13 protein-coding genes and 1 tRNA gene are annotated in these 15,097 nt (G+C 45.4%); 9 read left to right on the top strand and 5 right to left on the bottom strand.

The features are described from left to right. Positions 1-279: 279 nt before the first annotated feature. The 7 genes from QUA74_RS16160 (at position 280) to QUA74_RS16130 (ending at position 9,107) form a co-directional block, all read left to right on the top strand. Positions 280-846, top strand: a complete 567-nt coding sequence (locus QUA74_RS16160; protein WP_333330778.1) for a photosystem I assembly protein Ycf4 — start codon at positions 280-282, stop codon at positions 844-846. 322 nt (positions 847-1,168) lie between these two features. Then, positions 1,169-1,954 carry a peptidylprolyl isomerase gene (locus QUA74_RS16155; RefSeq protein WP_333410398.1) on the top strand — a complete coding sequence of 262 codons (786 nt, stop codon included), beginning with the start codon at positions 1,169-1,171 and terminating at the stop codon, positions 1,952-1,954. A 218-nt stretch (positions 1,955-2,172) separates the two neighbouring features. After that, positions 2,173-3,444, top strand: coding sequence for a beta-ketoacyl synthase N-terminal-like domain-containing protein (locus QUA74_RS16150; protein WP_333330773.1), 1,272 nt, complete (start codon positions 2,173-2,175; stop codon positions 3,442-3,444). A 335-nt stretch (positions 3,445-3,779) separates the two neighbouring features. After that, entirely contained in the window at positions 3,780-4,889 is a 1,110-nt protein-coding gene (locus QUA74_RS16145; RefSeq protein WP_333330770.1) for an ATP-binding protein, read from the top strand. 182 nt (positions 4,890-5,071) lie between these two features. Further along, entirely contained in the window at positions 5,072-6,949 is a 1,878-nt protein-coding gene (gene mutL / locus QUA74_RS16140) for a DNA mismatch repair endonuclease MutL (protein ID WP_333330768.1), read from the top strand. A gap of 324 nt (positions 6,950-7,273) precedes the next feature. Further along, on the top strand, positions 7,274-8,098 hold the full coding sequence (locus tag QUA74_RS16135) for a transglutaminase family protein (protein WP_333330765.1): 825 nt from the start codon (positions 7,274-7,276) through the stop codon (positions 8,096-8,098). Between the two features lie 322 nt (positions 8,099-8,420). Further along, a complete protein-coding gene (locus QUA74_RS16130) occupies positions 8,421-9,107 on the top strand; it encodes an alpha/beta hydrolase (RefSeq protein ID WP_333330762.1) in 687 nt (228 codons plus the stop codon). A 101-nt stretch (positions 9,108-9,208) separates the two neighbouring features. Here the strand turns inward: QUA74_RS16130 and QUA74_RS16125 are convergent, their stop codons facing one another. After that, a complete protein-coding gene (locus tag QUA74_RS16125) occupies positions 9,209-9,673 on the bottom strand; it encodes an SRPBCC family protein (RefSeq protein ID WP_333330759.1) in 465 nt (154 codons plus the stop codon). A 147-nt stretch (positions 9,674-9,820) separates the two neighbouring features. Here QUA74_RS16125 and QUA74_RS16120 point away from each other — a divergent pair, with 147 nt between their 5' ends. Both QUA74_RS16120 and QUA74_RS16115 read left to right on the top strand, forming a co-directional pair. Further along, complete coding sequence (locus QUA74_RS16120; RefSeq protein ID WP_333330756.1) at positions 9,821-11,041, top strand: transposase; 1,221 nt, start codon at positions 9,821-9,823, stop codon at positions 11,039-11,041. Between the two features lie 85 nt (positions 11,042-11,126). Next, positions 11,127-12,803, top strand: a complete 1,677-nt coding sequence (locus QUA74_RS16115) for a mechanosensitive ion channel (RefSeq protein WP_333330753.1) — start codon at positions 11,127-11,129, stop codon at positions 12,801-12,803. Positions 12,804-13,034: 231 nt separating this feature from the next. On the opposite strand, the gene QUA74_RS16110 is transcribed toward QUA74_RS16115, so the two are convergent. The 4 genes from QUA74_RS16110 to QUA74_RS16095 all read right to left on the bottom strand — a co-directional run bounded on the left by QUA74_RS16110 (position 13,035) and on the right by QUA74_RS16095 (position 15,017). Next, positions 13,035-13,108, bottom strand: a tRNA-Pro gene (locus QUA74_RS16110). 37 nt (positions 13,109-13,145) lie between these two features. Further along, a complete protein-coding gene (locus tag QUA74_RS16105) occupies positions 13,146-13,514 on the bottom strand; it encodes a DUF1818 family protein (protein ID WP_333330750.1) in 369 nt (122 codons plus the stop codon). Between the two features lie 372 nt (positions 13,515-13,886). Further along, positions 13,887-14,534 (bottom strand): hypothetical protein, encoded by a 648-nt coding sequence (locus tag QUA74_RS16100; protein ID WP_333330747.1) that lies wholly within the window; start codon positions 14,532-14,534, stop codon positions 13,887-13,889. A gap of 252 nt (positions 14,535-14,786) precedes the next feature. Then, positions 14,787-15,017 (bottom strand): DNA-directed RNA polymerase subunit omega, encoded by a 231-nt coding sequence (locus tag QUA74_RS16095; RefSeq protein ID WP_015175138.1) that lies wholly within the window; start codon positions 15,015-15,017, stop codon positions 14,787-14,789. Positions 15,018-15,097: the final 80 nt, after the last annotated feature.

Genomic DNA, 15,097 nt, shown 5'->3' with positions numbered 1-15,097 from the left:
GATCGCGTTTGAGCCAGTCGTCGAGGACATCAAATATGCCTCTTTCGGTCTGGGCGCGTCCGACTGCGATTGTCATTGGGGTAAAATCCTTTTGCTTGTTAAAAGACCAAGGTTTCTAATTAAAGTTAACATAACTATATATTAGAAGTTCAGAATTTTTCAACATAATTAGCAGGAGTTGATACACAATGCCGATCGACCGATCGCGATCGCGTCAGCGAAGCGTGACGCTCGGTGGACTAATTGAATTAAGATTTGGCTTTAAGGCTGTTTAATTTTATGACTGCAAAAACAACGACCTCGATCGATTCTGTCCTGCGCTACCCGGTTTTGGGCTCCCGCCGCTTCAGCAATTACTGGTGGGCGACGGTGGTCAGCATTGGAGGGACTGGTTTCCTGCTGTCAGGCATTTCTAGCTACTTGCACGTTAACCTGCTGCCTTTTGCTGACCCGACTCAGCTTGTTTTCATCCCCCAAGGCATTGCGATGGGTTTCTACGGTGTCTGTGGCGTGCTTTTGGCGCTTTACCTGTGGCTGACTATTCTCTGGGATGTCGGTGGCGGTTACAACGAGTTCGATCGACAAACTGGTAACATTCGGATCTTTCGCTGGGGTTTTCCCGGCAAAAACCGCAAAGTTGATTTTAATTGCAAGACATCGGAGGTGCAATCTGTGCGGGTGGACATTAAAGAAGGTCTCAATCCCCGCCGCAGTATTTATCTTAAGCTCAAAGACCGCCGTCAGTTTCCCCTGACTAGAGTCGGACAGCCGATTGCTTTGTCGCAAGTGGAAAATCAAGCGGCCGAATTGGCTCGATTTTTGCAAGTTCCCCTAGAAGGACTTTAGGGATTTTCGATTTGCGATTTTAGATTTTAGATTGGTAATGTCTCGTAGGGTGCGCCGGGCCGCGCACCTTACCTACCTGGTAAGTGAAAAAGATCGATCTGCGAGTAAGCCCGTTACCAATTTTTGAATCTATCAATTAACAATACTTCGGATAGTTTTTGATTGCCAACCGTAGAATAAGGATTTCAAGGCGATTAGGCAAGTTCGCTATCCAAGGAAAATCGCGGGTTTCAGACTACGAACTAAAAACAGTTCGGACTATTGAATTAAAATCTTTAGTTGCAAAGTCCGTAATTGAGTCAAAGTGAAAATACAAATGCAAATGCAAATGCAAATCAAAATTCAGCGGTGGTTGTTCTCTCTTTTAATAATTGGCGCACTGTTTGTCGGAGGATGCAGTAGTTCCCCTGTGGCCAACTCGACTCCGACACCGAATCCGGCGTCGGGTGAAAATATTTCTTTGTCTCCGTCTCCTTCTCCGGCTGCTGTAGCGGCGAGTTCGCAATTTAGCAATTTGCCACGATTGGAAGGAAAAGCAACGGTGGTGATGACGGTTAAAGGTGCTCCAATTACGATCGAACTCGACGGCACAAATGCGCCAATTACTGCGGGCAATTTTGTCGATTTGGTTCAGAAAGGTGTCTACGACGGATTGGTTTTTCACCGAGTCGTGCGGGAACCTCAGCCTTTTGTAGTTCAGGGCGGCGACCCCCAGGGCAAAGATCCTAAATTCCCTACAGCGCGACTGGGAACTGGCGGTTTTATTGACCCGAAAACTACTGCAGAACGCAGGATTCCTCTGGAAATTAAAGCTAAAGGTGCTGCAAACCCTACTTACAGCCAAACGCTAGAAGAAGCTGGGGTTAAGGAGAAACCCGTGTTGATGCACAGTCGCGGGGCTGTTGCTATGGCTCGATCGCAGAGTCCTGATTCGGCTTCTTCTCAGTTTTACTTTACTTTGACCGATGTGCCGTTTTTGGACGGTAGCTATGCGGTTTTTGGGTACGTGAAACAAGGCATGGATGTGATTGATAAGATTGAAGCGGGCGATCGCATTGATAAAGCTACCGTTACTCAGGGTTTGGAAAATTTTAAGGCTGTTAGCTGAAGGTAGTCAACCAATTTTGGATTTTGGATTTTGGATTTTGAATTTGAGAGTTGAGATTATTCCCACGGCTGCGAGCAGATGCTTGTAAATTGGGATTTGAGAGAATGGAATTGGATTTGAGATTATCCCTTTTTAATCCACACTCTAAAATCGTCGGGTATGATTCTTATTTTAATCCAAAATCTAAAATCTAAAATCTAAAATCTAAAATCGGCATTATGGATGTTGTTGTTACTGGAATTGGTCTTGTTTCGGCTTTAGGCACTCTGGAAACGAGCTGGAAAAGACTACTTTCTGGAGAATCGGGAATCGCTCGGCATCAACCTTTTTTAGAACTTGAAGCGCAACCTTTGGCTTTAATTGGCACTAAACCTGCCGATTTAAGAACTTTAATTCGGCAGGTTTTAGCAGATGCTTTGCAAGATGCTAATTTGACTTTGCCTTTGCCGGATTGCGGGATTGCGATCGGTTCTAGCCGCGGCTTTCAGGCAAATTTGGAACTGTTGGCAAGCGCAGGAAGTTCGGCAACGGATTGTGTAACGGATGTAACGGATGGAAGAAAGACGGAAGTTGGAAGAAGTCTGAGGGAATTCGGAAGAGGGAAGTCGCAAGAAGCAAGGAAATTCCCAATTACCGATTCCCAATTCCCAATTCCCAATTCCCAATTACCGATTCCCAATTCTCAATTTGTGAATTTATTGCCTCACATGGGGGCGATCGCAGCGGCGAGGGCAATTGGTTCGACGGGACCGGTACTGGCACCGATGGCTGCTTGTGCCACGGGTATTTGGTCGATCGCCCGTGCTGTTGATTTAATCCGCACTGGTGAGTGTCAGCGGGCGATCGCAGGTGCTGTGGAAGCGCCTATCACACCGCTGACTCTGGCTGGATTTAACCGGATGGGTGCTTTGGCAAACACTGGTTGCTATCCCTTTGATGAACATCGGGAAGGCTTTGTACTCGGTGAAGGCGGGGCTTTATTTGTATTAGAATCTGCCGAGTTGGCAAGGCGTCGTGGCGCTAAAATTTACGGTCGAGTTTCCGGTTTTGGCTTGACAAATGATGCTTGTCATGCTAATGCGCCGGAGTTGGGAGGGAAAAGTGCGATCGCGGCGGTAAATCAATGTTTGAAACGCAGTAATTTAGCGACGATTGATATAGATTTTATTCACGCTCACGGTACTGCAACTGAGTTAAATGACCGACACGAAGCACTGTTAATTAAGAAGTTATTTCACGGAGGAGTTGCTGTTAGTTCGACTAAGGGAGCTACGGGTCATACTTTGGGAGCTTCGGGAGCTTTGGGCGCGGCTTTTTGTTTGATGAGTATTAAATATCAGATGTTGCCACCTGGCGCGGGAATGAAAAAACCGGGGTTTGAATTAGATTTTGTTCGCTGCGCGCGATCGGCTATTGTCAGAAATGCACTTTGTTTAAGTTTTGGCTTTGGCGGGCAGAATGCTGCGATCGTTTTATCGGGCAAGCGTTAATTTTTGTAAAGTCGGTTGATCGACATTTAAATTACACGATCTCTCTACAGTTAAAATCTTCTGAGGTGGTCGGAGAACCCCCCCACATCCAATTTAAATCTCAAAAATAGTACAATATTTATGTATTTTAGTCAACTAACTGAGAACTTTGGTGAGATTCCTGGTGCTGCTGTCCTAGTCTGGCTCTGCATCCCGACGCTGATCCTTGCGTCACAGCCTGGGAGGCTAGAAAAGAGAGCCAGATTAAAGCAGTATTGTATTTTATTAACGCATTAATACTGATCAGCGAAAATAGAAAAAAGAAACTGTTTAAATTAAGCATCAGGTATTTTCACATGGATCTGGCCTCTCATCGATTTATGTCTTATTTTGAACCAGAGCAAGCTGCTCACCTTTGCCAAATCGCTATATTGGAGAGTTTTGCGGAGGAAACGCTGGTTTTTGAAGAAGGAGAAACAGCGGATTTTTTATATCTAGTTTTAGAAGGTAAAGTTGAGTTTAGCAAGCGGATTGAAAGCAATAAATATCAAACTGTTGCTGTGGCTAAGCCAGACGATTATTTTGGCGAACTCGGAGTTTTAGACGGAGAGCCTCGCAGTGCTAGAGCTGTGGCAGTTGCAGGCTCGACTTTAGCCAAAATAGCCCGTGAAGAACTCATAACAACTCTCCAATTTGCTAAAGGCAGTTCGGTACTGCAAATGTTTAGTTTCATTACTAAAAATTTACGGGATACCACGGATCAATATGTTAGCCAGTTGGTACACAAACAAAAAATGGTATTGGTAGGAGAAATGGTGAGTACAATTATTCACGATTTCAAAAGTCCTTTTACCGGAATTAAACTCTCCAGTGAAATGCTCAAAGAAATGCACCCAGATGAGGAAACTCAGGAGTGGTGTGAACTTATTCAATTGCAGGTTCATCGAATGTTGGGGATGGCTGAAGAAGTATTAGAATTTTCGCGAGGGAATTCTGTATTCAATAAGAAACCAGTTAATTTAATTCAGACGTTGCAGCAGTTTGAAAAGTTGAACAGAGTTTATTGTGAAGCAGCAAAAGTAGATTTAGCAGTACGGGTAACAGAAGTAATAGTGGAAGCGGATGAAAATAAGATTTTGCGCGTTTTACAAAATTTAGTTGGGAATGCTGTTGAGGCTTTTGGTGGCAGAGGGGGTAGGGTGGAGATTACGGTGACACAAAGTGAGGAGTGGGCAGAAATTAGCATTTACGATAACGGCCCAGGCATTCCGCCGACAATTAAGGAAAAGTTATTTGAACCGTTTGTAACTTATGGCAAGCGGACTGGTACTGGGTTGGGAACGGCGATTGTTAAGTCGATTGTTGAGGCTCACAAAGGGAAAATTACTTATGAGTCGGAGGACGGAAAAGGCACAACTTTTTACATCCGCTTGCCGAAAATCATGGTTTTAGCAGAGCAAAATTAAGTAGGTTGGAAGATATATACTTAGGACTTTTTCACTAAGCCTCAGAGACTTGGTTGAGCAGTAGATATTTTGTGATCAAACAATATTTTTCTAATAAACCGGGTTTAAGAGCGTAAATCCTAATACAGTGTAGCGACTTGGAGAATCAAGTATAATTTAATTAACGAACTGCTAAAAATTTGATGCCAGTTACTATTCAAACCTTACCTACAGAAGTTATCAACTTAATTGCCGCCGGCGAAGTGATTGACTCGATCGCCGCAGCGGTACGAGAATTAGTTGAAAATTCTCTGGATGCTGGCGCAACTCGCATCGTTGTTTCTGTCTGGCCCGAACAGTGGCGGGTGCAAGTTGCAGATAATGGTACAGGAATGGATCTGGAAAATTTGCAGCAGGCGGCTTCGCCTCACAGTACCAGCAAAATTACCACTGAAGCAGACCTTTACAAAATTGATACTTTGGGATTTCGTGGGGAAGCTTTGCATAGTTTAGCTCAGTTGGGCTGTTTGGAGGTTTTGAGCCGATCGAATGATTTGGGATTGGGGGATTTTTCGGAAAATCGAGAGTCGGCGCAAACCCCCGCCAAATCATCCTTTAACAAGGGGGGAGTTGAAAATGCTCGATCGGGCTGGCGGGTAGTTTACAATAACGCAGGCGTTGCTGTGGAGGTGGAAACAGCCGCGATCGCTCCGGGTACGGTGGTGACTGTTGATAATTTGTTTGGCAATTGGCCTGTGCGCCGCAGTTTTTTGTCGCCGGCACAGCAAATGCGATCGATCCAATTAACTCTTCAGCAAATTGCTATTTGTCACCCGCACGTTAATTGGCAGTTGCGTCAAGGAAATACGCCTTGTTTGCACGTAACTCCTGGTAGCACAGCGGAACAACTTTTACCTCAATTCGTGCGCGGTGTGCGATCGAGTGATTTGCAGTATTTAAAGTTAGATTTGCCTGCGAGTCCTCAAAATCAGAAAGCAGCAAGTTTATTGGTAGAAACTCAACTTGTTGGCGCTACAGTTAAGCACAATTACCAATTACCAGTTGCCAGTTCCCAATTCCAAATGCCCAATTCCCAGTGTTTGGAGTTAATAATGGGTTTGCCCGATCGCTGTCACCGCAGGCGGCCGGATTGGGTGAAAGTTGGGGTAAATCGGCGAGTTGTGCGATCGCCCGAATTAGAGCAAACTATTCTCAGCGCCTTTGCCCGCACTTGTCCGCGCGATCGTTATCCCGTGTGTTTTGTTCACCTGCAAATCTCCCCTTCGGAAATTGATTGGAACCGCCACCCAGCTAAGGTGGAAATTTATCTGCATGATCCGAGTTTTTGGCAAGAACAAATTAGCGCGGCAATTACTCGCGCTTTGCACCTGAATGATGAAGTGTTGCCGCCTGCCCCAATTCCCGAACGAGTGGGAAAATTGCTGAAGGCATCGGAACAAAAAAGTGCTTACACTGTCGGAATTTCGGCTAGGCAGAATGATGAAGGCGGTGAAGAGGAAAAAGGTAATAAAATAGGATTGATGGAATTGAGGGCGATCGCTCAAGTTCACAATACTTACATTGTTGCCGAACATTCCAGCGGAATGTGGTTGATAGAACAACACATCGCTCACGAGCGCGTTTTATACGAGCAATTGTGCGCGGCTTGGCAGCTAAAATCTCTCGAAAAACCAGTGATTCTCAGTCAATTATCGGCGCTGCAAATAGAGAATTTATCTCGCTTGGGCTTGGAAGTAGAAACATTTGGGGAACAGCTATGGGCGGCCCGCGAAGTTCCTGAATTGTTAGCCGATCGAGATGACTGTGCAGATGCGCTTTTTGAACTCAGTAAAGTCGCAGATTTACAAGCGGCTCAAGTTGCGACTGCTTGCCGTAGCGCTATGCGAAACGGTACTCCTTTGAGTCTTTCCCAAATGCAAAATTTGTTGGATGAATGGCAGCAAACTCGTAATCCGCGCACTTGTCCTCACGGCCGCCCTATCTATTTTGCTTTGGAAGAATCGACTCTGGCTCGGATTTTTCGCCGCAGTTGGGTGATTGGTAAAAGTCACGGGATTTGAAAGTTGATTTGACATCCGAGGGCGTTCACCTCAATCTGGCTCGCTAGAAAAAAACATCGTGAAGCTTTATTAAAAATAGTGGCTGATTTAGATGAAAAAACTTATAATATATTAAAATTTAAATAATTCACTGTTTTTAATATCTTTTGGGCAACAAACCCGAGGGCTATTTCACAATAAGAAGTACCTGTTTTACCATAAAAAAGGTTGATTATACTACAAAAAATGCCTGTTTCGCAGAATAATCTTTGTTATGGAACAGGCCGGAAAGCCGGTTCATGATGTTGGTACAAAAAGTAAATTAAAAATAAATCAATAATAAATATGGATTTTCCGATCGCCCGACAACTATTTTATCGAGAAATAAATCAGCCGGATGGCTCGATCGACCTGGCGAAAGCTGCTCTTTACATGGCTTTGGAAGAATACCCAAATTTAGAGCCAGAGGAGTATCTAAATGCTCTCGACACGATCGCAGATGAAGTGCGCGATCGCCTGCCGGCTCAGAATTATCCGCTGCGGATTCTTCAAACTATTAACGCCTATTTATACGGGGAGTTGCAGTTTTCGGGCAATGATGCGGATTATTACGACCCCCGCAATAGCTTTTTGAATCAAGTGATCGATCGGCGTACTGGCATTCCGATCTCTTTATCTTTGGTTTATTTGGAGGTTGCTAAGCGCATTGATTTTCCGATGGCGGGAATTGGGATGCCAGGACATTTTTTAATTAGACCGGATTTTGAAGATGCTGGTATTTTTGTTGATGCGTTTAACGGCGGCGAGATATTATTTCCTGAAGATTGTCAAGCCAGACTTTCTCAAATTTACGGTCAACCTATGGAGTTGCAGCCGACTTTTCTCGCCCCGGTAAGTCGCCGACATTTTTTGGGACGAATGCTGGGAAATCTGAAGGCGATTTACTTGCAACAGGGAGATGCTGTGAGGGTACTCTTGGCGATCGAACGGATTTTGCTGCTGTTTCCCGATGCGGTGGGTGAACGGCGCGATCGCGGAATTCTTTATTATCAACTGGGACGCTTGGTGGAAGCGCGCCACGATTTAGAACTATACCTGACAAATGCTCCTAATGCTCCTGATGCCGCTAGAATTCGCCAATTGGTCGATCGGCTCGATCTGGATCTTTGAACTTAAATTCGCTATATGTCGCACAGCACATTATAAGACATAAAAGTGACACTCAATCAACTGCTGCCCGACGACCAAATTTCGCTTTTATCATTTTTGCAAAGGTATCTAAAATTGTCAAATATCTAAAGGTAACATATTAATTGTCAATTAACACCTATCTTTTGATAGGTTGCATTTGCTTGACTTGGCTGTAAAGTTATAGGTCATTTACGGAAATCCCGATTCGACTTTCCCGACTGATCCGCGCACAGGTACCCGCACAGATACTCGCACAGACGAGCGAGCTAAAAAGTATTTTGACGTAAAGAGGCACAAACTCATGAACTTTCAGTTTCAACAAGATTATCTCAACGGAATGCAACCGCTTTCAGCCCATTTGACCAAAAGAATGTCAAAGTCTTTATCATTGGGTTTGGCGCTTTTGCTGGGAACAAGTGCAGTATTCCTAAGCAGCGGCAAAGCCTTTGCATTAGATAATGTTACCGTAAAATACGGTGCTGTTGACGTAACATTACCGATGAGCGACTTGCAAAGCTTTGCACAAACCGGCCAAGCATCATCTCAACTGCAAAGCGTTCTGAGTCTTGCGAAACAAACTCCCGAGTCGATGCGCGAAGTATTAACGCGAGAAGTGCCTTTAGATTCCCAATTAGTAGCGCGGCTAGCAAGCACTTATTTTGGGGAAATTGTTTTCAAACAATTGGGCGAGGTTGCTTATGCGCCGACTGCTCGGCTTCAAAGCGTACCCGCACTGCGCGATGCTTTAGTCGCAGCTTCCAAAGATGGCAAAATATCGCTGATTGAAGTGATGCAAAATTACAGCCCTGCTGCTTTAGAAGTTGACGGCAATCAAGCGATGGTTATCTACGAGCGAGTGATTAAAGATGTGCAAGATTTGCAAGCTTTGTATCAGAATTCCCCGGCTTTGCAAAATACGGCTAACCAAGCCGTGAATTCGGCGAGGGAAATGATTTGTCAGCCCAATCCAGCGGGAAGTGCGAAGTAAATAACTGAAGTTGCAAGGAATTGGTAATTGGGAAAAGGTGCTTTTTTTCCTATTAGGTAGGAGTTTTTAGCTATTAGCAACTACCAATTACCAATTCCCAATTATACCTTACCCATTTTTTGAGATAGTTGCTCGGCTACCCGCTTGAGCCGCCGGAGTTGGTCTTTCATATCTTTCTGCGTCCAAGGGGCTGCAAAGCGATTGAAACCAAATCTAATTAAAGGATTGGGAATTTGAAATTCAAAGCGGTTAATCAAGAGAGTCCCTTGGATTTGAGGCTGGCATTCCCAACGATCGCATCCTTTGAAAAATCCGTCAAACCCCCAAACAATTAAACCTGGTTGTCGCTCCAACACAACACTCTCTAAAGAAGGTTGCAAAACGGGAATTTTTATGATAAATAGGCTGCGACTTCCTACGGCAGTATCCCATTCGCCCTCGGGCTCGCAGCGTAGCAGGGGATTGAGCCACTTGTGCATTAAAGTGCGATCGACTATACACCGCTCAACCAGAGTAGCAGCAGCGCGAATTTCAATGGATTGCTCGAAAACTTGACGCATTGACATGGAAACCTGCAACAAGGAGGGTATTACAAAACTTTGCTTACTTTAGAGTTCTTTATTTACTTGTAACGTCAATTTTTCCAGAAATTAAAAGATTGACACACTCATAAATACAGTGTATCATCTTGAAATAAAGTATATATACTGATTATGCAGTTAGTCGAAAGGCACGTCATTAAACCCGATCATAGGTTTTATCGAGAAGCCGATCGACGGTCTTGGCTATGCAAAAATCTTTACAACAGCCCTAACTACATCTACAGTCAAAACTTTTTCGCCAGCCAACAAACAAACGCTCTGGCTGTTTATCACGCACTTAAAACAAGTCGTGATTACAAAGCAATGCCCGCAAAAGTAGCACAAAGCAGGCTCGGCTTAGTCCTCAAAGCATGGACTAGCTATTATCTGGCGGGGCGAAACTATCAGGAAGACACCACTAGATTTAAAACCGCACCGAAAATCCCTCATTATAATAAAGGTTCAAGAGAGCGAAAAAGAGAGGACGGGCGCTATGTACTTGTATTTAATTGTCAAGCTGTCAGCAAAAGAGCCTTAAAAAAAGGATATGCTCGCCCCTCTGGGACTAATATTGGGTTGGCATCAAAAGTCACCTCCATTCTGGAAATCCGGATTGTTCCCAAGGTAGGTGGTTATGTGGTCGAGGTGCTCTATGAGAAGTTAGAACAGCCTTTACAAGTTAATCAGAGAGTAGTGGCTATAGATTTAGGATTAAACAATCGGGCAACATTAACCTACAATGTTCCTGGGTTAGTACCCACAATCTACGACGGACGGGCTGTTAAGTCAACCAATCAATACTGCAATCAAGTTTCCGCGGCATTGAAATCATTGCTGCCCGCAGCGCAAAAAACCAGTAAAAAAATTGCAAAATTGTGGCACAAGCGTAACTGTAAAGTGGATTACTACCTCCACACGACGAGTTCCGCAATTATTAAAGAACTCGTCAATCATCAAATTGGCTTGCTGGTTATAGGCGGGAACCAGGATTTTAAAGATGGGATTAATACTGGTAAGGTTAACAATCAAAATTTTGCCTGTATTTCCCATCGCCGATTCCTGGAAATGTTGCAGTACAAAGGACAACTTGCGGGAATTCAAGTTGTGTTAGTTGAGGAGAGTTACACATCCCAAGGTTCAGCCTTGGATTGGGAACCAATTCAACAACATTCCGACTACAGTGGCAGTAGGGTAAAAAGAGGATTGTTCAGAACCAAAACTGGACGCTTCATAAAGGCCAATGTCAACGGTTCTTTGAATAGTGACCCAAAAGCAGTCGAAGATGGGTTTATCCCGCATTCGAGAGAGGGTTTTGTAGTTAACCCAGTACGATTAAAAGCGTACAAACATTAAATTTAGGCAATGTCTAAATTTTGTGTTAACTATTATTAAAGTTTCGTCTTTTCCATGTCAAAGCTGACGTTAACCTGAGAAAAAAATGAATGAAACTTGGCAAGAAATAACTCAACCGATATCGGGCCCCATAGCGGCGTTGTCCGATCGCATTTTGGCCCAGGCCCAGCCCGGAAATCCGCTGACAGATGCCGAACGCGGAATTAACAATTTCATTCAGGGCTCAAACATTGAAAATCTCATCTGGGCCGTCGGTATCCTGCTAATTGGCTTGATAGTATCAGCCCTCGTGTCTTCTGTAGTCGGGGGATTGCTCAAGAAAACTACGATCGATAATCGGCTGGCTGCTTGGATTACCGGCCGCCCGGAAGGAGCTGGAGCCCCGCAAGTGGAAAAATGGATTTCCGCAGCGGTGTTCTGGATCATTTTTGTCTTTTTCCTAATTGCCTTTTTCAACCGGCTGAATCTAACGGCTGTGTCGCAACCCCTCAATACTTTTCTGAATCAAATAACCGGTTTCTTGCCGAAGTTAGCCGGCGCGCTAATTTGGTTGGGGATTGCTTGGGTGTTGGCAACTGTAGCCAAAATGGCCGTAGCGCGGGCGATGCGGGCTTTTAACGTGGACGAGCGCTTGAATCAGGAGGTGGGCGCTGCGCCCAGCGAGCGCCCTTTGCTGCTGAGCGATACTGTGGCGAATGCTCTGTACTGGTTCATTTTTCTGCTGTTTTTGCCACTGATTCTCGACTCACTGGAAATGCAGCAGGCTCTGCTACCGGTTAATAATTTACTCAACCAAATTCTGGCGGCAATTCCGAAAATTCTGGAAGCTGTGGTGATTGGGTTTGTGGGCTGGCTGCTGGCTATGGTAGTGCGGCGGATTGTCACGAATCTGTTGGGGGCTGCTGGGGCGGACGGTTTGGGCGCTCGGTTTGGAATTTCGCGGACTTCGGGCGGACAATCGCTGTCGTGGATTGTCGGGACGATCGTCTATGTTTTGATTTTGATTCCAACGGCGATCGCAGCTCTGAACGCTTTGGACATTCAGGCGATTTCGCAGCCGGCAATCGCGATGCTCAACACGATTCTGGGCGCGCTTCCCAACATTTTTACAGCAGCGCTAATTCTGGGGGTTGCTTACTTTTTGGGGCGCTGGATCAGCGATTTGGTGACTAATATCCTGACGGGAATTGGCTTTAACAATGTCTTTTCTTGGTTGGGAGTGCAGCAGCCGAAACAGCGACTGCGGCTACCGCCGAGTTCGATCGATCCGGACGCAACGATTCTTCAGGAACCGGAACTTCCGGCCCGCACCCCTTCTGAGTTTGTCGGCATCGTGGTGCAGGTGGGCATCATGCTGTTTGCTGTGGTGGCGGCTACCGACGTGCTCGGAATTCCAGCACTGACGGCGATTGTTAGCGGTATTGTGCTGGTTGCAGGTCGCGTGCTAGCCGGTTTGGTGGTATTTGCGATCGGCTTGTATTTGGCGAATCTGGCGTTTAGTTTGATTGCCAGTTCTGGAACTCGTCAAGCGCGGCTTTTGGGCCAAGCGGCTCGGATTGCGATTATTGCCTTTGTTTCGGCCTTGGCGCTGCAACAGATGGGCATTGGCAGCGATATTGTGAATTTGGCTTTCGGGCTGCTGCTTGGGGCGATCGCAGTTGGCATTGCTCTAGCTTTTGGTTTGGGCGGGCGCGAGATTGCGGCCGACCAAATTCGCGAATTGTTAGCGTCGTTTAAACAAGATAAGACGCCGCGTTTGTAATTCTATAAAATGGCGTTTGTCAAGTACAAACGCCATTTTTTTATGATTAATTTCATTGTGAGGGTCGCGAAGCGATCGCAAAGCCTTTGAATTTGAGGATACAGCTATCGACTGTTCGGAAGCAGAGATTGATTCTTGTTTCTGGGCCGATGCCCCTAAGGGAGAATGGTAAGAGCTGCGTCGCCGGCCCTAAAACAACAAAACCTCCTCATAGAGAAGGTTTTATCACAATCGGAGCGGCGGGATTTGAACCCACGACCCCTACTACCCCAAAGTAGTGCGCTACCAAGCTGCGCTACGCCCCGACAGCTTTAACAGCTTAGCATATAATTCCCAAAAAAGTCAAAAAACTTTTAAAACTTTTGCAGCCTGCACCAAAGTCGGAACCACAGCCGTCGGCCAAAAACCCTCGCACCTCCTGCCAGCATTCAAGATCAACTGCACGCTGTAAGCTTCGGGATAGCCTTCCACCTGCACCCACAGCAAGTCGCTTTCGGCTTCAATGGCTATTTTTTCCTCGTCCATTAACTCAGAGGCCATGTGACTCATTGTGCCGGCTAATTGCCCCAACAATCGGCAAAAATCGTTCAACTCAGCCTCCGTGAGTTCGATCGCCCAACCGTCGCCAGCCACCAAACCCTTAAACTCCTGGGCCTCCGGGTTCCATCCCAAACGCCACCCAACACCCGTTTTAATTACACGTTCCACCATTAAGGGATTTTAGATTTTAGATTTTGGATTTTAAATTAGTAGGACTTAGATCACTTCCGGTTGCATCGGAATAGTCAAATCTAGTCAACAGTCAAAAATCAGGGATGGTGCCACCGAAATTGATAGAATTCATCTGCGTTAATCTGTGTTTATCTGCCTGTATCTGCGGTTAAAAAAAGAGAATTTTTCGGACCGCAGATAACAAGGGATGGACGCTGATTCACGCCGATGAAGAGAATAGAGATAGAAATAATTCCGATGCTAACAGATTTGATATTACCCATAAATACGAAAGAAACCGGGTTTTTTACCATTTTCAAATGCCGGGATGCAATATTTTCCTAAAAAACCGGGTTTCTGCATTCCTGAGTATTAAGGTGCCAGCAACTTCGCATCTCCCGGCTGTGGCTGCGGTATCTCCGGCGAATTCGATCGCCCTTGTGGTTTTTCCCCAGTCGCCGGTGTGGGGCCACGCCCGGAATTCTCGGTAAAAACATCAACCAAAGCTTGAACCAAAGCATCCCGCTGTGCTCTATTTAACTTCTGAATAGCAGCGCGATCCTGTTCCATTGGATTTGAGCGCAAAATGTCCTTTCCCGGATACACGCTTTCTACCAAATAATCGGGAGTTGCCCCCAAATAGTCAGCTAAACTCAACTTCCAATCAAAGCGGTAATTGGGCGGCCGTCCTTTGACAAATACGTGATATCGAATCAACCGCCCGACTAAAGTATTGGTAGAATCGACTTTTCCAGTTTCCTTAGAAATGTAGTTATTTTCGATCGGCAAATCCGGCAATTTTTCGTACACCAATTTCCACGCATCTTGCACCCTCACTTGCGACGGCGCAGATTGTTGAGCCACCCGCTGCACTGAGGCAGACTCAGGACTCCGCAGCAGCGAAGGTTCCAAAGCCGACATACTCAGTTCCCCGGATTCCAATATCCAACTCAAAAGCGTGAAAATAGCCACACTCAAAGTAACCAACAGAAAACTTAAGCCCTGCTTTAATCTATTCACGGTGTTGACAAAAATTTGAGAAATAGAAGAATTTCATAAACTTAGTTGCAAGCAGATGTCCTAGTTTATAATTTTAGGATTTACGATCATTAACCTGGTTTCATAAAAAAATCAGAGGTTTCTTAACGAGGGAACTAGGAATAAACCGGGTTTCTCGTCCCCCGCGCCCAAGTCTAGTTTGACAAAGTTTTGAGTTTTGAGTTGACAAAAATTTCTGGCAATTCACTACTCAAAACTCAAAACTCCCGAAGCCTAGATATCTCCGATTATTTCCGGCTGAGTCAGTTCGTCCGACATCTCAAATATCGCCCGCATTACAGGTTTCATTTGATGGTCGTCCATATTGTCAAAATCTTCATAGCGACGGCGTTTTGCGCGGTTCGCCACCTGCACCGTAATCCGATAGCGGTTGGATGCACCGTTAATCAACTCTTCCGCCCGACGGGTTAGCTGAGTTGAATCGAAGGTTGGACGCTTAACCATGAGACTCCCTACTTTATGTAATGTTACATTCTAGTCTAGTATGTCAAGATTAATAATTTATTAACTGAGTATCATTGCTT

The sequence above is a fragment of the Microcoleus sp. LAD1_D3 genome, assembly GCF_036702135.1.
In the GTDB taxonomy this organism is placed as follows: Bacteria; Cyanobacteriota; Cyanobacteriia; order Cyanobacteriales; family Microcoleaceae; genus Microcoleus.
Note: the sequence above shows the minus strand (reverse complement) of the source record. Positions and strands in the feature narration are given on the sequence as shown.